Genomic DNA, 20830 nt, shown 5'->3' with positions numbered 1-20830 from the left:
CCGGGCCGGGCTCACCAGACCAGGACGGCCTTGACCACCCTGCCGTCGTGCAGGTCGGCGACGGCCGTGCCGATCTCCTCGAAGGGGTAGGTGCGGATCCAGTCGTCGACCGGGAACTCCCCGGCCGCGTTCATCGCGATCAGCCGGGGCACCATCTCCTGCGGGTCGGAGTCGCCCTCGATGGAGCCCTTGACGACCTTGCCGTTCTGCAGCATGTCGATGGCGTCGAGCTGGTACTCCTCGGCGCCGAGGCCCAGCACCACGAGCTCGCCGCGGATGCCGAGCGCCTGCTGCGCCTGCTTGACGACAGCCGGGACCGCGGTCGTGTCGATGGCGTACGTCGCCCCGCCGCCGGTCAGCTCCCTGACGCGGTCCACGACCGACGGCGCGCCCTCCTCGGTCCCGAGCGCGGACGGGTTCACGACGAGCGCGCCGAGCGCGGCGGCCTGCTCGAGCCGGCTGTCCACGAGGTCGACCGCGACGACGGTCCCGGTGCCGGTCGTGGCGGCCGCGGCGATGGCCGCGAGGCCGACCGCCCCGGCGCCCCAGACGACCAGGCTGTCGGACGGGCCGGGCCGGAGCACGTTGAGCACGGTGCCGGCGCCGGTCTGGAACCCGCAGCCGTACGGCGCGACCCGCGTCAGGTCGAGCTGCTCGTCGACGACGACGCAGTTGTCGGCGTACGCGATCGCGTGCCGGGAGAACGAGGACTGGCCGAAGAAGTTGGAGAAGACCGGTCCCGACTCGCGGGAGTAGGCGGTCGAGCCGTCCATGCGCATGCCCATGTAGTTGAGCAGCAGCGAGGAGTCGCAGTAGCCGACCTCACCGGCGCGGCACCGGTCGCACTGCCGGCACGAGCGGAAGCTGAGCACCACGTGGTCGCCGGGCTCGATGCCGGTCACGTCCGGCCCGACCGCCTCGACGACGCCGGCGCCCTCGTGGCCGAAGACGTTCGGGTACATCTCGGCGGGCAGCATCGACGCCATCGTCACGTCGGTGTGGCACAGGCCGGTGGCGACGATCCGCACCAGCACCTCGTCGGCGCGCGGGCCCTCGAGCTCGACGTCCTCGAGCACGAAGTCCTGACCAGGGCCGTTCACGACGGCGGCGGTGGTTCGCATGGCGGTCAACCTAGAACGTGTTCCAACTCCTGTCATCCGTTCTCCGCTCCCTACACTCGGGAGCACGATGACCGACTCCAGCGCGCCCGACGCCCCCCGCCTCGCCGAGACCTACGCCGAGGTCGAGGACGCTCTTCTCTCCCGGTGGCCCGAGACCCGGCTGGAGCCGTCGCTGGACCGGATCCGCGCGTTCACCGAGGTGCTCGGCGACCCGCAGCGGTCCTACCCGGTCATCCACCTGACCGGCACCAACGGCAAGACGTCCACCTCCCGCATGGTCGACGCGCTGCTGACCACCCTCGAGCTGCGCACCGGCCGCTTCACCAGCCCGCACGTGGAGCGGATGACCGAGCGGATCAGCATCGACGGGGAGCCGCTCGACGACGAGGCGTTCGTGCGCGCCTTCAACGACGTCGCGGCGTACACCCACCTCGTGGACGAGGACCAGCCGCACCCGCTGTCCTTCTTCGAGACCGTGGTGGGCATGGCGTACGCCGCGTTCGCCGACGCCCCGGTCGAGGTCGCGGTCGTCGAGGTCGGCATGGGCGGCTCGTGGGACGCCACCAACGTCGCCGACGGGGCGGTCGCGGTGGTCACGCCGATCGCCGTCGACCACGCTCGCTACCTCGGGGAGTCGGTCGCCGCGATCGCGCAGGAGAAGGCCGGCATCATCAAGCCCGGCGCCCAGGTCGTGCTGGCGCAGCAGCCGCAGGAGGCCGCCGTCGTGCTGCTCGAGCGGGCCGCCGAGGTGGGCGCGACGGTGGTGCGCGAGGGGCTGGACTTCGGCGTGATCTCCCGCGTGCCCGGCGTCGGCGGCCAGCTGCTGTCGCTGCAGGGGCTGCGCGGTCGGTACGACGACGTCTTCCTGCCCCTGCACGGCGCTCACCAGGCGCAGAACGCGGCGGTGGCGCTGGCGACCGTCGAGGCGTTCCTCTCCGGCGGTGACGCCGGCGAGCCGCTCGACGAGGAGCTTGTCCGCGGGGCGTTCGCCGAGGTGACCTCGCCGGGCCGCCTCGAGGTGGTGCGCCGCTCGCCGAGCATCGTGCTCGACGCCGCGCACAACCCCGCCGGCGCCGAGGCGACCGCCGCGGCCCTCGAGGACTCCTTCACGTTCTCCCCGCTGATCGGCGTCGTCGGCGTGATGGGCGACAAGGACGCCGAGGGGCTGCTCGCGGCCTTCGAGCCGGCCCTCGCCCACCTGGTCGTCACCCAGAACAGCACCTCGCGCGCGATGCCCGCCGAGGAGCTCGCCGAGGTCGCGCGCGGCATCTACGGCGAGGACCGGGTCACCGTCGCTCCGCGGCTGGCCGACGCGATCGACGCCGCCGCCGCGCTGGCCGAGGCCGGCGAGGCGCTCGGCAGCCCGCTCGGCTCCGGCGCCGTGCTCGTGACCGGCTCCGTCGTCACCGTCGGCGAGGCCCGCACCCTGCTGGGAGGACCCCGATGAGCAACCCCGAGCAGCGCTCGCCGCGTCGCGGCATGTGCGCGGCGATCCTGTGCCTCGAGGCGATCGCCCTCGGCCTGACCACGCCGGTGATGATCACCATCGCCGACGTCGACACCGGCCTCGCGCTCGCGATCGGGCTCGGCCTGACGCTCGCGTGCCTGCTGCTCGCCGGCATGCTCCGCAAGCCGTGGGCCTACACCGCCGGCTGGCTCGTGCAGGTCGCGGCGGTCGGGCTCGGCTTCGTCGTGCCGATCATGTTCGTGCTCGGCGGCATCTTCGCGCTGCTGTGGGGCACCGCCGACTTCCTCGGCCGCAAGATCGAGCGCGAGCGCGCGGAGGCGTACGCCGCCTTCGCTGCGGAGCAGGCCGCGCCCGAGGCCTGAGCCGCGACGTCGGACCCGCGCAGGTCAGGCCCGGTCGGGCCGGTCGAGCGCGGCGGTGAGGGCACCCAGCGCGGCGTCGAGCTGCTGGTCCGTGCACCCGCCGAACCCGACGACCAGCCCGTGCAGCCCGGCGCTGCGGCCGTACCCGGCCAGGAGCGGGACGTCGAACCCCGCCGCCCGCGCCGCCTCGTGTGCGCGGACCGCTCGCGCCTCGTCGAGCCGGATGGTGGCGTACATCCCGGCGATCGGGCCGGCCACCCCGCCGTACGGCCCGAGCGCCGCGGCGACCCGCTCCGCTCGCTGGGCGTAGCGACGCCGAGCCGACCGGACCACGCGGTCGACGTAGCCCTCGCGCAGGAGGGAGAGGAAGGCCCGCTGCACCGGCCACGCGGCGGCGTCGTGCGTGATCTCCCGCGTCCGGTCCACCCGGTCGAGCACCGCCGGGGGCGCGACCAGCCAGCCCAGGCGCATGCTCGGGGCGACGGTCTTGCTGGCCGTCCCGAGGTACGCCACGTGCTCGCGGTCGAGGCTCGCCAGTGCGGGGACCGGCGCGACGTCGTAGCGGAACTCCGAGTCGTAGTCGTCCTCCACGACGAGCGTCCCGGCGGCCCGGGCCGCCGCCAGGAGCGAGACGCGGGCGTGGCCCGGCATCGTGTGCCCGAGCGGGTGCTGGTGGGCCGGCGTGACGTACGCCGCCGCGAGCCCGCGCAGGTCCCAACCGGCGGGGTCCTCGGCCGGCAGGTCCACCACGGTGCGGCCGGCCAGTCCGGCGACGGCGGCCGCCGACCGGTAACCGGGGTCCTCCACGCCGACCGGCCCGGGCGGCAGCGCCGTCAGGACGTGGCGGAGCCCGTCGCCGGTGCCGGCGGTCACCCGCACGTCGTCGGGCTCGACGTCGAGGCCGCGGGCGCGCGCGAGCCGGGTCGCCAGCTCGGCCCGCAGGGCGGGCAGGCCGCGCGGGTCGTCGTACCCCTCCGGCGGGCGCGCCGCACCGACGTCGCGCCAGGCGCGGCGCCACGCGTCGGCGTACCGCGGATCGATCCAGGGCGTGCCCGTGTCCAGGCGCACGAGCGCCGGAGCCGCCGGCGCGGGGGAGCCGCGGCGCCGCGGACGGGGCGCCAGGCCGGTGCCGCCGGCCACGAACGTCCCGGACCCGTGGCGGCCCTCGAGCCAGCCCTCGGCGACCAGCTGCGCGTAGGCGCGCTCGGCGACGGCGCGGGCGACGCCGAGCTCGCCGGCCAGCGCGCGGGAGCTGGGCAGGCGGCTGCCGACCGGAAGCCGGCCGTTGCCGACCTGGCGGCGGATCTCGTCGGCGAGCTGCACGCCGAGCGCCCGCCGGTCGGAGCGGTCGAGGACGACGGCGAGGGTCTGCACGAGTGGCCTTCCTCTTTGCTGGCGAAGTGGCTGCTGAGCCTAGGCCACTCGTCGGCCATGCTGGGCGTGTGACCAGGAACGCCGCCCCGCTCGCCCCGCTCTCGCCCACCGACCGCACGACCGTCCAGCGCGGCAAGCACCGCGTGGTCGACGACCGCGAGCAGCTGCACGCGTTCCTGGCCGAGGCGCTCGTCGCGCACGTCGGCGTCGTGGTGGGCGACCACCCGGTCGTGCTGCCCTGCGCGTACGCCGTCGACCCGGCCGGTCCCGACGGGGGCGGTTCGCTCTACGTGCACGGGTCGGTCGCCTCGGTGTGGCTGCGGCACGCCGTCGGGTCGACGGTCTGCGTGACCGTCACCGAGCTCGACGGGCTCGTCGCGGCGCGGTCGGCCTTCCACCACTCGATGAACTACCGCTCCGCCGTCGTCATCGGCCGCGCCCGCCTGGTCGAGGACGAGGCCGAGCGGGGGCGGGCGCTCGACCTGGTCGTCGACCAGATGGTGCCGGGCCGGGCCGCGACGCTGCGCCCCAGCACCCGCAAGGAGCTCGCGGCGACCGCCGTGCTCGCCGTACCTCTCCACGAGGCGTCGATGAAGGCTCGCGCCGGCGGCCCCGGCGACGACCCCGAGGACGTCGCCGCCGGCACCTGGGCCGGGCACGTCCCGCTGCGCCGCGTCGCGGAAACCGTGGTGCCGGCGCCCGAGGCGACCGGTCCGGTGCCGGCCGACGTGGCCGCGCGTGCCGCGGCGCTGGCCGCTCGGTAGGGTCCGGGCCATGACGCAGCGCACCCTGGTCCTCCTCAAGCCCGACACCGTCCGCCGCGGCCTGGTCGGCGAGGTCCTGTCCCGCTTCGAGGCCAAGGGGCTGTCCATCGTCGCGATGGAGCTGCGCCACATCGACGCCGCCAAGGCCGACGAGCACTACGCCGAGCACGTCGAGCGCGACTTCTACCCGCCGCTGCGCGACTTCGTCACCAGCGGCCCGCTCGTCGCGATGGTCCTCGAGGGTGACGAGGCGATCGAGGTCGTCCGCGCCCTCAACGGCGCCACCGACGGCCGCAAGGCCGCCCCCGGCACCATCCGCGGCGACCTGTCGCTCTCCAACCGCGAGAACCTCGTCCACGGCTCCGACTCGCCCGACTCCGCCGCCCGCGAGATCGCGATCTGGTTCCCGCAGCTGGCGCTGTAGGACGGGGTCAGCATCCCAAGTTGACTTGGGATGCTGACGCTTTGCGGCCATCGCAACGGCCGAGAAGTGGCGGCAATGGCCGCACATTGCGCCGCGCGCCGCCACATCAGCCCCACGAGCCACACCCGTCTCCGCAGCAGACACGCCCCGAACCCCGGCGTGCCTCCCGAGGCAGAGGTGGTCCGGTCCTTACGCTCCCGGTGGGCGCCGACGTAGGCACCACGGCACGCACCGAGGGGTACGCCGCGCCCGCGACTTCCCCGGACGCGACGGACCTGCGAGGCACTCGGCATGGCGAACAGCTTCATCGGCCGCGACATGGCCGTGGACCTCGGCACCGCCAACACGCTGGTCTACGTCCGCGGCAAGGGCGTGGTGCTCGACGAGCCGAGCGTGGTGGCGATGAACGTCGCGACCGGCGAGGTGCTGGCGGTCGGCCACGAGGGCAAGCGGATGATCGGGCGCACGCCGGACGGGATCACCGCGATCCGGCCGCTCAAGGACGGCGTGATCGCCGACTTCGAGGCGACCGAGCAGATGCTACGGTTCTTCATCCAGCAGGTCCATAAGCGGCGGTACTTCGCCAAGCCGCGCATGGTCATCTGCGTGCCGAGCGGCATCACCGCGGTGGAGCAGCGGGCGGTCAAGGAGGCCGGCTACCAGGCCGGCGCGCGCCGGGTCTACATCGTCGAGGAGCCGATGGCGGCCGCGATCGGCGCCGGACTCCCGGTGCACCAGGCCACCGGCAACATGGTGGTCGACGTCGGCGGCGGCACGACCGAGGTCGCGGTCATCTCCCTCGGCGGCATCGTCACCAGCCTGAGCATCCGCACCGCCGGCGACGACCTCGACGCCGCGATCGTGGCGTGGATGAAGAAGGAGTACTCCCTCATGCTCGGCGAGCGCACCGCCGAGGAGGTCAAGACGACCCTCGGCTCGGCGTTCCCGATGGCCCAGGAGCCCGAGGCGGAGATCCGCGGGCGCGACATGGTCTCCGGACTGCCGCGCACCGTCGTGGTGTCGAGCTCGGAGATCCGCCAAGCGCTCGAGGAGCCGCTGCACGCGATCGTCGACGCGGTCCGCGCCACGCTCGACCAGACCCCGCCGGAGCTCGCCGGTGACATCATGGACCGCGGCATCGTGCTCACCGGTGGGGGAGCGCTGCTGCGCGGTCTCGACGAGCGGATCCGGCACGAGACCGGCATGCCCGTCCACGTCGCCGAGGACCCGCTCAGCTCCGTCGCGCTGGGCGCCGGCAAGTGCGTGGAGGAGTTCGAGGCGCTCCAGCAGGTGCTGGTCACCGAGCCGAGGCGGTTCTGATGGCGGTCGACCTCTTCGAGCGACCGACCCGGCAGCGCAGCGGCCAGGGACAGCAGCCGCCCCGCGGCCCGATGAAGCGCGAGCGCCGCTGGCGCGTCACCGAGCGGCTCGAGGACCGCGGACGGCCGTCCCGCTCGCTGGTCGTCGCCCTCGTGCTGGCCTGCCTGAGCCTGATCACCCTCGACTCCACGGCCGGGGACGACTCGCCCGTCGAGCCGGTGCGCCGCGCGGTCGGCGAGGTCCTCGGCCCGGTCGAGGTCGGCGCCGCCGCCGTCGTACGCCCCTTCGTCGCGGTGCCGTCCTGGTTCCGCACCCACGCCGACCTGCGCGGCGAGATCGGCGACCTCGAGGCCGAGAACGCCCGCCTGCGCACCGAGGTCAACACCGCCGACTACGACCGCAACCGCCTGAAGGAGTACGACGGCCTCACCGCCTCCGCCGAGGACCTCGGCTACTCGCTGGTGCCGGCGCGCGTGGTCGGGCTCGGCCCGGCGCAGTCGTTCTCGAGCACGGTCACCATCGACGCCGGCTCGCAGTCGGGCCTGCGCCCGGACATGACGGTCCTCAACAACGACGGGCTCGTCGGCCGGGTCGTCCGCGTCACCCGCACCACCGCCACCGTGCTGCTCATCGTCGACGCGGACTCCGTCGTCGGCGGCCGCGTCGGCTCGTCGATGGAGCTCGGGTCGGTCGAGGGCCGGGGCCAGCTCGGCTCCACCGGCCGCCTCGACCTCGAGCTGATCGACTCCTCGGACGTGCCGAAGCGCGACGACGCGGTCGTCACGTGGGGGAGCGAGGGCGGCGCGCCGTACGTCGCCGGCGTCCCGATCGGCCGCGTCACGGCCGTCTACTCCAGCCTCCGCGAGACCGCGCAGCGCGCGGTGGTCGAGCCGTACGTCGACTTCGCCGCGCTCGACCTCGTCGGCGTCGTCGTCCCCTCGGGCACCGCCAGCGACCGCGCCGTCATCGAGGCCGACGGGAGCGTTCGATGAACCCCGGACGCGCCGCCGTCGCGCTCGCCGCCGTCGTCGTGGCGCTCGTGCTGCAGGTGACGGTCTTCTCCCACGTCTCGTGGGCCGGCGTCGTGCCGAATCTCGTGCTGCTGGTCGTCGTCGCCACCGGGCTGGTCCGCGGCGCGCAGGCGGCCATGGTGCTCGGTTTCGTCGCCGGCGTCCTGCTCGACCTCGCCCCGCCGGCCGACCACGTGGCCGGCCGCTGGGCGCTCGCCCTCGTCGTCGTGGGCTACGTCGCCGGGCGGGTGCGCCAGGACGTCCGGCCCACCGCCGGCTCGGTCGTGGCGACCGTCGCGGCGTGCTCCTTCGTCGGCACCTCCGTCTTCGCGCTCACCGGCGTGCTCCTGCAGGACCCGGCCCTCGGCGTCGGCGAGGTGCTCCAGGTGATCGCGATCGGCGTCTTCCTGGACGTCCTCCTCACCCCGTTCGTGCTGCCGGTCGTGATGGGCACCTTCCGCCGGCTCGAGCCCGTCCGGGCCACGGCATGAGCGCCCGGCAGGAGCCGTCATGAGTGCTGCCGAGGCGGCCAGCCGCCGCAGCCGGCTGCGCCTGGTGGTCGTGCAGGCGCTGGTGTTCTCGCTCTTCGCGACGCTGTTCGTGCGGCTGTACTACCTGCAGGTGGTCAGCGGTGAGCAGTACACCGCGCAGGCGGCCAACCAGTCCGTGCGCGACATCGTGGTGCAGCCGCAGCGCGGCCTCATCGTCGACGACATGGGCCGCCCGCTCGTCACCAACCGCACCGCGTGGGTGGTCTCGATCGACCGCAGCATGCTCGACAAGATGACCGAGCCCCAGCAGGACAAGCTCGTCGAGCGGGTCGCGCAGGTGACCGGCGTGCGCGCCGCGATGATCCGCAAGCGGCTGGTGACCTGCGGCGACGAGGGCAGCGTGACCGGCGCCTGCTGGAACGGCTCGCCCTACCAGCCGGTCCCCGTCGCCACCGACGTCGACCAGTCGGTCGCGCTGCGCGTGCTCGAGCAGCCCGAGGACTTCCCGGCCGTGCTCGCCGAGCAGCAGACCGTCCGCAACTACCCGCGCCCCTACGGCGTGAACCTCGCCCACGTCCTCGGCTACCTCAGCCCGATCACCGAGGACGAGCTCGACGCCGCGGAGGAGGACGAGGACGACTCGGTCAACGGCGCCTCCTCGGTCGGCCGCGCGGGCGTGGAGAAGCAGTACGACGCGTGGTTGCGCGGGATGCCCGGCTACCGCAGCGTCGCGGTCGACTCGATGGGCCGCGTGCTCGGCGACGACGGCGAGGTCGAGGCCACGCCGGGCGCCACGCTGGTCACCTCGATCGACGCGCGCGTGCAGGGGCTGGTGGAGAAGGAGCTGGCCGGCGCGATCGCGAAGGCCCGCACCGAGACCGACACCGTGACCGGGCGGAAGTACGAGGCCGACTCCGGCGCAGTCGTGGTCATGGAGGCGGGGACCGGTCGCGTCGTCGCGATGGCCAGCCAGCCGACGTACGACCCCGGCGTGTGGGTCGGCGGCATCACCAAGAAGCAGCTCGCCCGGCTCTACTCCGAGGCCGCCGGAACCCCGCTGCTCGGCCGCGCGACCCAGGGCCAGTTCGCGCCGGGGTCGACGTGGAAGCCGTTCATGACGTCCGGCGCGCTGACCAACGGCTACACCACCGACGCCCGGCTCGCCTGCTCCTCGGGCTTCCAGGTCGGCAACCGGGTGTTCAAGAACTACGAGTCCGGCGCCTACGGCCACATCGGCTTCGACAAGGCGCTCGAGGTCTCGTGCAACACCTTCTTCTACCGGATCGGCTACGACTACTGGCAGCGCTTCGGCTCCGACGTCGACGACGTCGACGCCAAGGACCCGCTGGTGGAGGAGGCGAAGGACTTCGGCTTCGGCGACGAGACCGGCATCGACCTGCCCGGCGAGGCGTCGGGCCGGATCGCGGACCGGACGTGGAAGCGCGCCTACTACGACTCGATGAAGGACTACTACTGCGGCATCAGCGAGAAGCCGCAGGACGACAAGACGTCCGACTTCGTCTACAGGTTCGCCCGCGAGTTCTGCATCGAGGGCTTCGCCTACCGCGCCGGTGACGCGGTCAACTTCTCGATCGGGCAGGGCGACACGATCGTGACCCCGCTCCAGCTGGCCCGGGCGTACGCCGCGCTGGCCAACGGCGGCACCCTGTGGGAGCCGCGGATCGGCAAGGCGATCGTGGACCCGACCGGGCGGACGATCAAGGAGATCAAGCCGAAGAAGGCCGGGACGGTCGACCTCCCGAAGTCCGTGCTCTCCTACATCGACACCGCGCTGAAGAGCGTCAGCAGCCGCGGGACCATGGCCTGGAAGCTGCCCGGCTTCCCGCTCGAAGAGGTCCAGATCCGCTCGAAGACCGGCTCCGCGGAGGTCTACGGCAAGCAGTCGACCTCGTGGGTCGCCTCCTACACCGACGACTACGTGGTCGTGATGATGGTGAGCCAGGGCGGCACCGGCTCCGGCCGCAACGGTGACTCGATCCGCCGCATCTACGAGGCGTTGTACGGCGTCGAGGGATCGACCGTCGACCCGCGCAGGGCGTTCATTCCCGGCACGAAGCCGCCGGCCGAGCTGCCCACGTTCACCGCCGACGGATCGATCCTGCCGCCGGGCCGCCGCGACTCCGACGAGGCCGACGCGACGGCCGGCAAGAAGGGCGGCGACCGGTGACCGTCACCCGGCTCAGCCCCCGCGTCCCCGTCCAGCCCGCGAACCGCGGCGCCACCCGCACCGCGGTGCGCACCAGCGTCCGCGCGCCCGGCCTCGACTGGTGGCTGCTCGGCGCCGTCGCCGCGCTCGTGGTCGTCGGCACGCTGCTCGTCTGGTCCGCGACGTCGGCGCGCGACACGCTCACCGGCGGTGACTCCACGGCGTACCTCTCCAAGCAGGTCACGAATGTCGCCATCGGCGTCGTGCTCATGGTGCTGGTCATGGCGACCGACCACCGGTGGGTGCGGATCGTCGCGCCACTGGTCTACCTCGGCTCGGTGGTCGGGCTCGGGCTGGTGCTCTCGCCGTTGGGCAGCACGATCAACGGCTCCCGGTCGTGGATCGACCTCGGGGGCATGTCGATCCAGCCCTCGGAGTTCGCCAAGCTCGCGGTCGTCATCGGCATGGCGCTCGTCGTCGCCGAGCGGGCCGAGGGCCGCTGGCGCGCCCGCGTCGGGCTCGGCGAGGTCGTCGGCATGCTGGCGATCGCCGCGCTGCCGGCCGCGCTGATCATGCTCCAGCCCGACCTCGGCACGATGCTCGTCCTCGCCGCCACCGTCTTCGGCGTGCTGGCCGTGTCCGGCGCACCGCGCCGCTGGCTGGTGCTGCTGGTCGGCGGCGGCGTCACCGCGGCGGTCGCAGCGGTGGCCGGCGGCGCGCTGAAGCAGTACCAGGTCGACCGGTTCCTCGCCTTCACTAACCCCGACCTCGACCCCCGCGGCGCCGGCTACAACGTCGAGCAGGCACGCATCGCGGTCGGCAACGGCGGCCTCTTCGGCCAGGGGCTCTTCGACGGCTCGCAGACCCGCTCGGGGTTCGTGCCCGAGCAGCACACCGACTTCATCTTCACCGTCGCCGGCGAGGAGCTCGGCCTGCTCGGCGCGGGCGCGCTCATCGGCCTGCTCGTCGTCGTGCTGTGGCGGGCGCTCGTGATCGCCGCCCGCACCGACGACGTCTTCGGCCGGGTCGCGGCCGCCGGCATCGCCTGCTGGTTCGGCTTCCAGGCGTTCCAGAACATCGGGATGTGCCTGGGCATCATGCCGGTCACCGGCGTGCCGCTGCCGTTCGTGTCGTACGGCGGCTCCTCGATGTTCGCGAGCATGCTCGCCGTCGGCCTGCTGCAGAACATCCACCTGCGCGCCACCGCCCCCGCCGCCACCCGGTTCGCGGGCCTGTCCGGCCGCTGACCCCGCCCCGGGTCGACCTGGGAACGTCGCGCGACGGGGTCGTGTGCCTGGGGACGTGCCGACCCGCGTCCCGAGGCACACGACCCCCGGCCTCGGGTTGGGCGCCGCGGTCGCCTCGCGCCGCGGGGCCGCTGGAGGCCGGGGTCAGGGCACGACGGACAGGAACAGGAACGCGCCGAGCAGCACCAGGTGCACCAGCCCCTGCTGCGCCTTGGCCCGGCCCTGGGCGACGGTGAGCACCGAGACGACGACGGTGATGCACAGCAGCACCAGCTGGGTGGTCTCCAGGCCGAGCTCGAGCGGGCCGTCCAGCCAGATCGAGGCGACGGCGATGGTGGGGACGGTCAGGCCGATCGAGGCCATCGCGGAGCCGTACCCGAGGTTGAGGCTGACCTGCACGCGGTCGCGGGACGCGTTGCGGACGGCCGCGATCGACTCCGGCGCGAGCACGAGCAGTGCGATGACGACGCCGACGACGGCGTACGGCGCACCCATCGCCTGCACGGCGTCCTCGATCGTGGGGGAGAGCAGCTTGGCCAGGCCGACGACCGAGAGCAGCGAGACGACGAGCAGGACCAGGCTCAGCAGCGTCTCGCGGCGCGACGGCGGGTCGGCGTGGTCGTCGCCGTCCGCGTCGAGCAGCCCGGTCATCAGGCCGTACTCGTCGCTGGAGACCGGCACGAAGAAGTCGCGGTGCCGCACGGTCTGGGTGAGCACGAACCCGACGTACAGCACCAGCGAGGCGACCGCCGCGAACGCCAGCTGCGAGCCGGAGAACTCCAGCCCCTGCCCGGACGTCGTGAACGACGGCAGCACCATCGTCAACGAGGCCAGGGCGACGACGGTGGTGAGCGCCGAGCCGGTGCCCGAGGGGTTGAAGCTGACCAGGTGGTGCTTGAGCGCGCCGACCAGCAGCGAGATGCCGACGATGCCGTTGAGGGTGATCATCACCGCCGCGAAGACCGTGTCGCGGGCGTAGGTGCTGGTGCCCTCGCCGCCGCTGGTCATCAGCATCACGATCAGGCCGACCTCGATGACGGTCACGGCGACCGCGAGGATCAGCGACCCGAACGGCTCACCCACCTTGTGCGCCACCACCTCGGCGTGGTGGACCGCGGCGAGCACCGCGCCGACCAGCGCCGCGCCGATCGCCACCAGGACCGCCCAGTGCTCGTGGTGCAGCCAGGTGGCGGTGAGGACGACGGCGGCGACGACGGGGACGACCACCGACCACTGGAACGGGCCGCGGACGGCGGGGGCACTCATCAGTTCCCAACCTATCGGTCCCCGCACGTAGGCTTGGCCGGTCCCCAGCACGCTCCCCGCCGTCCCTCGTGAGGTCCCGCATGTCCGCCCCTGAGTCCGTCTTCCCGCGGCTCGAGCCCCGTCTCCCGTCGGTGTCCAAGCCGATCCAGTACGTCGGGGGCGAGCTCAACTCCACGGTCAAGGACTGGGACTGCGGCGCCGCCACCGAGGCCGGCGAGACCGTCCGCTGGGCGCTGATGTACCCCGACGCCTACGAGGTCGGCCTGCCCAACCAGGGCGTCCAGATCCTCTACGAGGTGCTCAACGAGCGCGACTGGATCGTCGCCGAGCGCACGTACGCCGTGTGGCCGGACATGGAGCGCGTCCTGCGGGAGGGCGACGAGCACGGCCCGATCCCGCAGTTCACCGTCGACGGCCACCGGCCGGTCCGCGCCTTCGACGTCCTGGGCCTGAGCTTCTCCACCGAGCTCGGCTACACGAACATGCTCAACGCCCTCGACCTCGCCGGGATCCCGCTGCACGCGGTCGACCGCACCGACGAGGACCCGGTCGTGCTGGCCGGCGGCCACGCGGCGTTCAATCCCGAGCCGATCGCCGACTTCCTCGACGCGGCCGTCCTCGGTGACGGCGAGGAGGTCGTGCTGGCGATCTCCGAGGTGATCCGGGAGTGGAAGGCGCAGGGCCGCCCCGCCGGCGAGATGCCCACCGCTCGCGATGAGCTGCTGCGCCGGCTCGCGGTCAGCGGCGGGGTCTACGTGCCGAAGTTCTACGACGTCACCTACGGCGCCGACGGCGCGATCTCCTCGGTCGTGCCGAACGTCCCCGGCGTGCCGTTCCGCGTCACGAAGCACACGCTGATGGACCTCGACGCCTGGCCCTACCCGGCCAAGCCGCTGGTGCCGCTCGCCGAGACCGTGCACGAGCGGTTCAGCGTCGAGATCTTCCGCGGCTGCACCCGCGGCTGCCGCTTCTGCCAGGCCGGCATGATCACCCGCCCGGTCCGCGAGCGCTCGATCGAGACGATCGGCGCGATGGTCGAGAACGGCATCCGGAAGTCGGGCTTCGAGGAGGTCGGCCTGCTGTCGCTCTCCAGCGCCGACCACACCGAGATCGGCGAGGTCGCCAAGGGCCTGGCCGACCGCTACGAGGGTCAGAACGTCTCGCTCTCGCTGCCCTCGACCCGCGTCGACGCGTTCAACATCAACCTGGCCAACGAGTTCTCCCGCAACGGCCGCCGCTCCGGACTGACGTTCGCCCCCGAGGGCGGGTCGGAGCGGATGCGGAAGGTGATCAACAAGATGGTCACCGAGGAGGACCTCATCCGCACCGTCGCCGCGGCGTACTCCCACGGCTGGCGGCAGGTGAAGCTCTACTTCATGTGCGGCCTCCCCACCGAGACCGACGAGGACGTCCTGCAGATCGCCGACCTCGCCAAGCGCGTCATCGCCAAGGGCCGCGAGGTCTCCGGGCGCAACGACGTCCGGTGCACGGTCTCGATCGGCGGGTTCGTGCCCAAGCCGCACACGCCGTTCCAGTGGGCCGCGCAGCTCGACCACGAGACCACCGACGAGCGGCTGCGCAAGCTGCGCGACACCGTCCGCGAGGACAAGAAGTACGGCCGCGCGATCGGGTTCCGCTACCACGACGGCAAGCCCGGCACCATCGAGGGACTGCTCTCCCGCGGCGACCGCCGCGTCGGCCGCGCCATCGAGCAGGTCTGGCGCGACGGCGGCCGCTTCGACGGCTGGAGCGAGCACTTCTCCTACGACCGCTGGGTCGCCGCGTGCGAGCAGGCGCTGGCGGGCACGGGCGTCGACCTCGCCTGGTACACCACCCGCGAGCGCGGCTACGACGAGGTCCTGCCCTGGGACCACCTCGACTCCGGCCTCGACAAGGACTGGCTGTGGGCCGACTGGGAGGACGCCCTCGCCGTCGCCGACGGCTCCTCGGACGTCGAGGTCGAGGACTGCCGCTGGACGCCCTGCTACGACTGCGGCGTCTGCCCGGAGATGGGCACCGAGATCCAGATCGGTCCCACCGGCCGGCAGCTGCTTCCGCTCTCGGTCGTCTGAGCTGTCGCTGGCGGTCGGTGGCGCGACATTCCGGCGCAATTGCGCGGTTGTAGCGCCGGTCTGAGCCGGTGGCGCGACATTCCAGCGCAATGGCGCGGTTGTGTCGCCCGAGGAGCCACCTCGCCCCCAGGCCGGCGGCGCCTGAGCCGAGCGGTCAGACCCGCCCGCGACGCAGCGCCGCCCAGGTGTCGGGCGCGACGACGCCGTCGGCGGTGAGCCCGGCCCGGCGCTGGTAGGTCGCGACCGCGCGCGAGGTCGCCCGGTCGAGCACGCCGGTGACGCGGAGCCGGGCGCCGGTGGCGACGAGCGAGCGCTGGAGGCGGCGCACGGCGTCCTCGGCCGAGCCCTCCTTGAGCAGGGGAGCCTGGCCGCGGGCCAGCAGCGAGACCCAGGTGCGGCGGTCGACCCGGCCGGAGACGGGCAGCCCCGTCAGCCGCTGGTGCCGGCGGACCACGCGGGCGACGTCGGCGTCGAACCGGCCGTCGACCTTGCCGCGGTACGCCGCGGCCTTGCGCAGCAGGCACTGCGCGGTGCGGACGACCTGGCCGCGGCGACCCTTCGCCAGCGTCGGGTAGGAGACGCGGTCCAACCGCACCCCGCCGCAGGCGCGCGGCGCCGGCGGAGCGACCGAGCCACCGCCGACCTCGAGGTAGTTGCGGTCGATGGTCAGGGTGACGCCGCCGTACGTCGCGGTCTCGTCGAGGGCGTACTGGTGCACGCGCTCGCCGGCCCAGCTGCCCGGTCGGACCTTGTCGGAGACGACGGTGTCCGCGCGGCCGTTGGCCCAGGCGAACCAGACCTGGTCGGGCATCGTGTAGGAGCCGGGGGAGAGGTTGTCGGCGTTGTCGAGCGCGTGGATGCCGGCGGCGATGTTGGAGTAGACCCCCGAGCGGTGGCCGAGGTCGTGCAGTGCCTCGGTCCAGCCGGAGAGGAACCGCAGCGCGGAGCGGCGGCAGTCGTCGCCGGCGAGGTCGAAGTCCTCGAGGTCGTACCAGAGCGTGCTGCGGGCGTCGATGCCCAGCGCGCGGGCGCGCTCGACCGCCGCGGTCGCCTCGGCACGGCCCTGCGCGTCCGCCGCGGCGTATGCGCCGGCGGGCGCGGGGTCGATCCGGTCGGCGTAGCCCGAGCACGAGGCCTGCGGACCGACCCAGATCGGCAGGACCCGCCAGCCGGCGGCGGTCTGGCGCCGCACCCAGGTCGCGTCCAGGTGGGGCTGCCCGGAGGCCGGGTCGGCGGGGTCGGGCCGGCACGCCATCGTCGAGCCGCCGACGTACACCCCGACTCCCCAGAACGGCGAGTGCCGGCGCCACACGTCCATCTCGGCCTGGGTCGGCGCGCACCGGGCGTCGAAGGCGTACCCCGTGAACGCACCGGGCATCGGCCGCGCCGCCGGGCCGGGGGGCGCCGCAGAGGCCGGCGCCAGCAGGCCGCCGAGCAGCGCCAGCATCGCGAGAGCGGCGACGAACACGCCGAGCGGCGGTCGGAGCGGACCGGTCATCGAAGCCTCCCGAGGCCTTAGCGTCGCGTCACCCTACGACGCGACACGCTCCGGGGTGCGCCGGTCGAGCTGGTCCTCGATCGCGTGCGGCTTGGCGACGTACGCCGCGAGCAACCCCAGCGGCAGGCTGAGGACGAGCAGCAGGGCGACCGGCCAGTCCCAGCCGCCGGTGGCGTCGTGGACCACCCCGATGGCGAACGGACCGAGGGCGGCGAGCAGGTAGCCGGCCGACTGGGTGAACGCCGACAGCGTCGCGGTCCCCTCGGCGGTGCGGGCGCGCAGGCCGACGAGCGTGAGGATCAGCGGGAAGGTGCAGGCGGCCGTGCCGACGAGCACCGCCCACAGCGGGGCGAGGGAGTAGGGCGCGACGAGCATCCCGCCGTAGCCGATCGGGTAGCAGGCGATGACCGCGAGCAGCACGCCGAGCGGGTTGTCCCGCGAGGCGAGCAGCCGCGGCAGCCACAGCGAGAGCGGGATGCTGACGCCGGCGATCAGCGCGACGAGCAGGCCGGCCGCCGTCGGGGACCACCCGCTGTCGCGCCACAGCTGCGCGAACCAGCCGAACACGGCGTACGCCTGGAGCGACTGCAGCCCGAAGAACACCGCCATCGCGATGCCGAGCGGCGTCCGCGCGACGTCGAGGTAGCGCACCGCGCGCCCGGCCGGGCCGTCGGGCGGGCGCCGGTCGTGCGCGACGAGCCCCAGCCACGGCAGCGCCGCGAGGAGCGCGAGGACAGCCCAGACGCCGAGGCCGGTGCGCCAGCTCCCGGCCGCCTCCGCGACGGGCACGGTGAGCGCGAGCGAGGCGGTCAGGCCGACGGCGAGCGCGGTGGTGTACGCCGCGGTCATCGCCCCGATCCGGTCGGGGAAGTGCAGCTTGACCAGCGACGGCAGCAGCACGTTCGCCATCGCCATCCCGGCCAGCGCCAGCAGCGACAGCACCAGGAAGAGCGTCTCGCTGTCGGTGGCGGAGCGGCCGAGCAGCCCGCCGCCGACGACCAGCAGCGCCAGCAGGGTCACCCGGTGCACCCCGACGACCCGCGCGGCCGTGGGCGCGAGCGCGCCGAACAGCGCGAACGCCAGGACGGGCAACGAGGTCAGCAGGCCCGCGGTCGCGCCGGACATCCCGAACGCGTCGCGCACCTCGCCCAGCACCGGCCCGACGCTGACCGCGGCCGGGCGGAGGTTGAGCGAGAGCAGCAGGACGCCGGCGACCAGGAGCAGGGAGGTACGCCGCGCGGTCACCGCCCGCACCCGGGTCGCGGCACGTCGAAGGTCACGCGCACGGCGCGGTGGTCGCTGATCGCCGAGCGCAGCACCTGCGCGCTCGTCGGGAGGAGGTGGGGGGAGTGCAGCACGTAGTCGATTCTCCGTCGGGGCACCCGGGGCGGGACCGTCAGCCCCCTCCCTTCGCCGACGACGGGCCACGGGTCCAGGGCGAAGGTGCGCGCCACGTCCATCGCGGGGGAGTCCGGCGTGGCGTTGAGGTCGCCGCCGAGGACGAACGGCACCTCCGAGCCGGACCGCTGCGCCACCATCCGGCGCACCGCGCGGAGCTGGACGATCCGGATGCTGCCGCGCGTGTGCTGGAGGTGCGTGCCGTAGACGTCGAGCGACCGGCCGTGGAGGTCGAGCGTCGCGCGGAGCAGGCCGCGCTGCTCCTGGCCGGGCCACCGGGGGAGCATCCGGTTCTCCCAGCGCTCGACGGGCAGCCGGCTGAGGAGCGCGGTGCCGTACTCCGACCTCGGGGCACCGCGCCGCTCGGGGTTGCGGACGACATTGCGCCCGAAGACGACGTTCATGTCCAGCCGCGTGCCCAGCCAGGTCGGCTCGTCGACGAAGGCCGACCGCGCGCGGAACCGGTCGACCTCCTGCAGCAGCACCACGTCGGCGTCCCAGGCCTCGATCTCCTGGGCGATCCGCTCGAGGTTCAGCCCCCCGCCGCCGAGCCCGCCGTGGATGTTGAAGCTCAGCACGACCACGCGGTCGGGGGCCGGGTCGACGCAGGTCTGGGTCGGCTCGGTGGGGAGGGTCGGCGGCCCGGTCGGCCCGGATGATCCGCTCGGGGACGGCGCGCCGGGGGTCCCGGTGGCCGACGGGCCGGTCGGCTGCGGGATGGCGCTGGGCGGTCCCGGCTGCCCGTCGGGCACGCGGTCGGGTCGGGGCCAGAGCACGACGAGCGCCACGATCGTCGCCAGGGCGAGGAGCGCGAAGAGCCCGTGGACCCAGCGAAGCACTCGTGCAGGATAGGCGCCGTGCGCCACGTGACCGACGAGGAGAGGCGGGCGCGGCTGGGGGTGCGGCACGGGCTGGCGCCCGGCTCGCGGCTGCCGGACCCGGAGACGGCCACGGCGGCGGTCACGGTGCTGCACTCGACGGAGCCGGCGACGCCGTACCTCTCCCTGTGGGCGCGCGTCGAGGGCTTCGTCCGCGCCGACCTCGACCGGGCGCTCGAGACGGACCGGACGCTGGTCAAGCAGCTGGCGATGCGACGGACGCTCTTCGTCTTCCCCCGCGACCTGCTGCCGGCAGCGTGGGGCAGCGCGTCCGCACGGGTCGCGGCGACCGAGCGTGCCCGGATGGTCAAGGACGTCGTGCGCGAGGGGCACGTCGAGGACGGCGAGACGTGGGTGCGGGCGGTCCGCGACGAGGTGCTCGCGCTGCTCGCCACCCGGCCCGACGGGCTGACCGCCGCGGAGATCCGGGCCGGCCTGCCGGCCCTCGCCGCGGTCGCCACGGCGGGCGGCATCGGCCCGACGTACACCAACCGCACCCTCACCGGCCTCGGCGCGGACGCCCTCGTCGTCCGCGGCACCAACACCCAGCACTGGCGGGTCTCCCGCCCCCGGTGGACGCTCGTGGAGCACTGGCTCGGCGAGGTGCCCGCGCCGCTCCCGACCGCGGAGGGGTACGCCGCGCTGGTGCGCCGCTGGCTGTGGTCCTTCGGGCCCGGCACCGAGGCCGACCTGGTCTGGTGGCTCGGCGCGACCAAGGGGGCCGTCCGGGCCGCCCTCGCCGACGTCGGCGCCGTCGAGGTCACGGTCGACGGCGGCGGCACCGGCTGGCTGCTCCCCGACGACCTGGAGCCGGTCGCCACGCCCGCGGACTGGGCCGCGCTGCTGCCGGTGCTCGACGCCGCGGTGATGGGGTGGAAGGAACGCGGGTGGTACCTCGGGCCGCACGCCCCGCTGCTCTTCGACCGCAACGGCAATGCCGGCACGACCGCCTGGTGGAACGGCCGCGTCGTCGGCTGCTGGGTGCAGGACGCCGCCGGCACGGTGGCGGTGCGGCTCGTCGAGGACGTCCCCGTCGCAGCCCGCGCGCAGCTCGACGCCGAGGCGGCCCGGCTCACGGCGTGGCTCGCGGGGGAGCGGGTCGGCACCGTCTACCCCTCGCCGGCGATGAGGGACCGGTCGTGAAGAACGGCGCCTGACCTCCGCCGATCCGCTGGGCGAGGACCGCGGGCCGTAGGATCCGCGGGTGCGTCAGCAGCCCGAGCAGCAGGCCCCGCCCGTCCAGCGGCTGCGGATCCGGTACGCCAAGCGCGGCCGGCTCCGGTTCACCAGCCACCGCGACTTCAGCCGGGCCTTCGAGCGCGCGGTGTTCCGCGCGCGGGTGCCGATGGCGTACTCCTCGGGCTTCAACCCCCACCCGCGCATCTCGTACGCCGGCGCCGCACCGACGGGGTCGGCCAGCGAGGCGGAGTACCTCGAGATCGGGTTGGCCGAGGTCGTCGACCCGGCCTCCATCCATGCCAGCCTCGAGGAGGCCCTGCCGCCCGGCCTCGACGTGCTGGAGGTCGTCGAGTCGGCGGGCGGGTCGCTGGCCGACCTGCTGGAGGCCAGCCACTGGTGGGCCGACGTCGCGGCGCAGCCGACCGAGGCGGCGATCGCGATCGACGCGTTCCTGGCCGCGGAGTCCGTCGTCGTGGAGCGGATGACGAAGAAGGGGCTGCGCGAGCTCGACTGCCGGGTGCCGGTCGTCTCGCTCGTCGCCGGCCCCGCTCCGGAGGGCTCGCCGGCCGGTGCCCGGCTCGACCTGGTGCTGCGACACGCCGTGCCGTCGATCCGTCCCGACGACGTGCTCAGCGGGCTCGCCGCGGTCTCCGCGCTGGCGGTCGGCCCGGCACCGCTGCTGACCCGCGTCGCACAGGGTCCGCTCGACACCACGACCGGAGAGGTCCGCGACCCGCTGCGCCCCCGAGCATGACTGCAACGGGGGTGTGGTGTGCGATACTCGGCGACGG

The 20830-nt window shown here is 73.9% G+C and carries 18 protein-coding genes; 12 read left to right on the top strand and 6 right to left on the bottom strand.

Annotated features, from left to right (window positions below; genetic code table 11):
* Nucleotides 1–11 precede the first annotated feature (11 nt).
* Entirely contained in the window at nucleotides 12–1121 is a 1110-nt protein-coding gene (locus G6553_RS04165; RefSeq protein ID WP_166189434.1) for an NAD(P)-dependent alcohol dehydrogenase, read from the bottom strand.
* 67 nt (nucleotides 1122–1188) lie between these two features.
* Here G6553_RS04165 and G6553_RS04160 point away from each other — a divergent pair, with 67 nt between their 5' ends.
* Together G6553_RS04160 and G6553_RS04155 are read left to right on the top strand one after the other, a co-directional pair.
* Complete coding sequence (locus G6553_RS04160) at nucleotides 1189–2568, top strand: folylpolyglutamate synthase/dihydrofolate synthase family protein (protein ID WP_207619334.1); 1380 nt, start codon at nucleotides 1189–1191, stop codon at nucleotides 2566–2568.
* Nucleotides 2565–2951 carry a DUF4233 domain-containing protein gene (locus G6553_RS04155; RefSeq protein ID WP_166189431.1) on the top strand — a complete coding sequence of 129 codons (387 nt, stop codon included), beginning with the start codon at nucleotides 2565–2567 and terminating at the stop codon, nucleotides 2949–2951. Before G6553_RS04160 ends, G6553_RS04155 begins: the two co-directional genes overlap by 4 nt.
* 24 nt (nucleotides 2952–2975) lie before the next feature.
* Here the strand turns inward: G6553_RS04155 and G6553_RS04150 are convergent, their stop codons facing one another.
* Complete coding sequence (locus tag G6553_RS04150) at nucleotides 2976–4325, bottom strand: PLP-dependent aminotransferase family protein (RefSeq protein ID WP_166189429.1); 1350 nt, start codon at nucleotides 4323–4325, stop codon at nucleotides 2976–2978.
* 68 nt (nucleotides 4326–4393) lie between these two features.
* Here G6553_RS04150 and G6553_RS04145 point away from each other — a divergent pair, with 68 nt between their 5' ends.
* The 7 genes from G6553_RS04145 (at nucleotide 4394) to rodA (ending at nucleotide 11748) form a co-directional block, all read left to right on the top strand.
* Nucleotides 4394–5089: a pyridoxamine 5'-phosphate oxidase family protein gene (locus tag G6553_RS04145; RefSeq protein ID WP_166189428.1), complete on the top strand. Its 696-nt coding sequence runs from the start codon at nucleotides 4394–4396 to the stop codon at nucleotides 5087–5089.
* 10 nt (nucleotides 5090–5099) lie between these two features.
* Nucleotides 5100–5513: a nucleoside-diphosphate kinase gene (gene ndk / locus G6553_RS04140; protein ID WP_166189426.1), complete on the top strand. Its 414-nt coding sequence runs from the start codon at nucleotides 5100–5102 to the stop codon at nucleotides 5511–5513.
* 291 nt (nucleotides 5514–5804) lie between these two features.
* Complete coding sequence (locus G6553_RS04135; protein ID WP_166189424.1) at nucleotides 5805–6833, top strand: rod shape-determining protein; 1029 nt, start codon at nucleotides 5805–5807, stop codon at nucleotides 6831–6833.
* Nucleotides 6833–7825, top strand: a complete 993-nt coding sequence (gene mreC, locus G6553_RS04130) for a rod shape-determining protein MreC (protein ID WP_166189422.1) — start codon at nucleotides 6833–6835, stop codon at nucleotides 7823–7825. The genes G6553_RS04135 and mreC overlap by 1 nt, the downstream gene beginning before the upstream one ends.
* The gene (gene mreD / locus G6553_RS04125; protein WP_166189421.1) at nucleotides 7822–8334 is read left to right on the top strand and encodes a rod shape-determining protein MreD; all 513 of its coding nucleotides are present in this window, start codon (nucleotides 7822–7824) and stop codon (nucleotides 8332–8334) included. Before mreC ends, mreD begins: the two co-directional genes overlap by 4 nt.
* A gap of 19 nt (nucleotides 8335–8353) precedes the next feature.
* Nucleotides 8354–10522, top strand: coding sequence for a penicillin-binding protein 2 (mrdA, locus tag G6553_RS04120; protein ID WP_166189419.1), 2169 nt, complete (start codon nucleotides 8354–8356; stop codon nucleotides 10520–10522).
* Nucleotides 10519–11748 carry a rod shape-determining protein RodA gene (rodA, locus tag G6553_RS04115; protein ID WP_347565476.1) on the top strand — a complete coding sequence of 410 codons (1230 nt, stop codon included), beginning with the start codon at nucleotides 10519–10521 and terminating at the stop codon, nucleotides 11746–11748. Before mrdA ends, rodA begins: the two co-directional genes overlap by 4 nt.
* Before the next feature lie 144 nt (nucleotides 11749–11892).
* On the opposite strand, the gene G6553_RS04110 is transcribed toward rodA, so the two are convergent.
* Nucleotides 11893–13014 (bottom strand): ionic transporter y4hA, encoded by a 1122-nt coding sequence (locus G6553_RS04110; protein ID WP_166189417.1) that lies wholly within the window; start codon nucleotides 13012–13014, stop codon nucleotides 11893–11895.
* Nucleotides 13015–13094: 80 nt separating this feature from the next.
* On the opposite strand from G6553_RS04110, the gene G6553_RS04105 reads away from it, so the two are divergent.
* Nucleotides 13095–15086 carry a TIGR03960 family B12-binding radical SAM protein gene (locus tag G6553_RS04105; RefSeq protein WP_166189415.1) on the top strand — a complete coding sequence of 664 codons (1992 nt, stop codon included), beginning with the start codon at nucleotides 13095–13097 and terminating at the stop codon, nucleotides 15084–15086.
* 154 nt (nucleotides 15087–15240) lie between these two features.
* On the opposite strand, the gene G6553_RS04100 is transcribed toward G6553_RS04105, so the two are convergent.
* Genes G6553_RS04100 through G6553_RS04090 form a run of 3 tightly spaced genes read right to left on the bottom strand, consistent with a single transcriptional unit; the run spans nucleotide 15241 to nucleotide 18821 of the window.
* A complete protein-coding gene (locus tag G6553_RS04100; protein ID WP_166189413.1) occupies nucleotides 15241–16584 on the bottom strand; it encodes a glycoside hydrolase domain-containing protein in 1344 nt (447 codons plus the stop codon).
* 33 nt (nucleotides 16585–16617) lie between these two features.
* A complete protein-coding gene (locus tag G6553_RS04095; protein ID WP_347565475.1) occupies nucleotides 16618–17829 on the bottom strand; it encodes an MFS transporter in 1212 nt (403 codons plus the stop codon).
* A complete protein-coding gene (locus G6553_RS04090) occupies nucleotides 17826–18821 on the bottom strand; it encodes an endonuclease/exonuclease/phosphatase family protein (protein WP_166189411.1) in 996 nt (331 codons plus the stop codon). Before G6553_RS04090 ends, G6553_RS04095 begins: the two co-directional genes overlap by 4 nt.
* Before the next feature lie 18 nt (nucleotides 18822–18839).
* On the opposite strand from G6553_RS04090, the gene G6553_RS04085 reads away from it, so the two are divergent.
* Together G6553_RS04085 and G6553_RS04080 are read left to right on the top strand one after the other, a co-directional pair.
* Nucleotides 18840–20003 (top strand): winged helix DNA-binding domain-containing protein, encoded by a 1164-nt coding sequence (locus tag G6553_RS04085; RefSeq protein ID WP_166189409.1) that lies wholly within the window; start codon nucleotides 18840–18842, stop codon nucleotides 20001–20003.
* Between the two features lie 61 nt (nucleotides 20004–20064).
* Nucleotides 20065–20793, top strand: a complete 729-nt coding sequence (locus tag G6553_RS04080) for a TIGR03936 family radical SAM-associated protein (protein WP_166189408.1) — start codon at nucleotides 20065–20067, stop codon at nucleotides 20791–20793.
* Nucleotides 20794–20830: the final 37 nt, after the last annotated feature.

This window comes from Nocardioides sp. IC4_145 (assembly GCF_011250565.1).
Taxonomy (GTDB): Bacteria; Actinomycetota; Actinomycetes; order Propionibacteriales; family Nocardioidaceae; genus Nocardioides.
The sequence above is the reverse complement of the archived record's forward strand: the minus strand, read 5'-3'. Positions and strand labels throughout refer to the sequence as shown.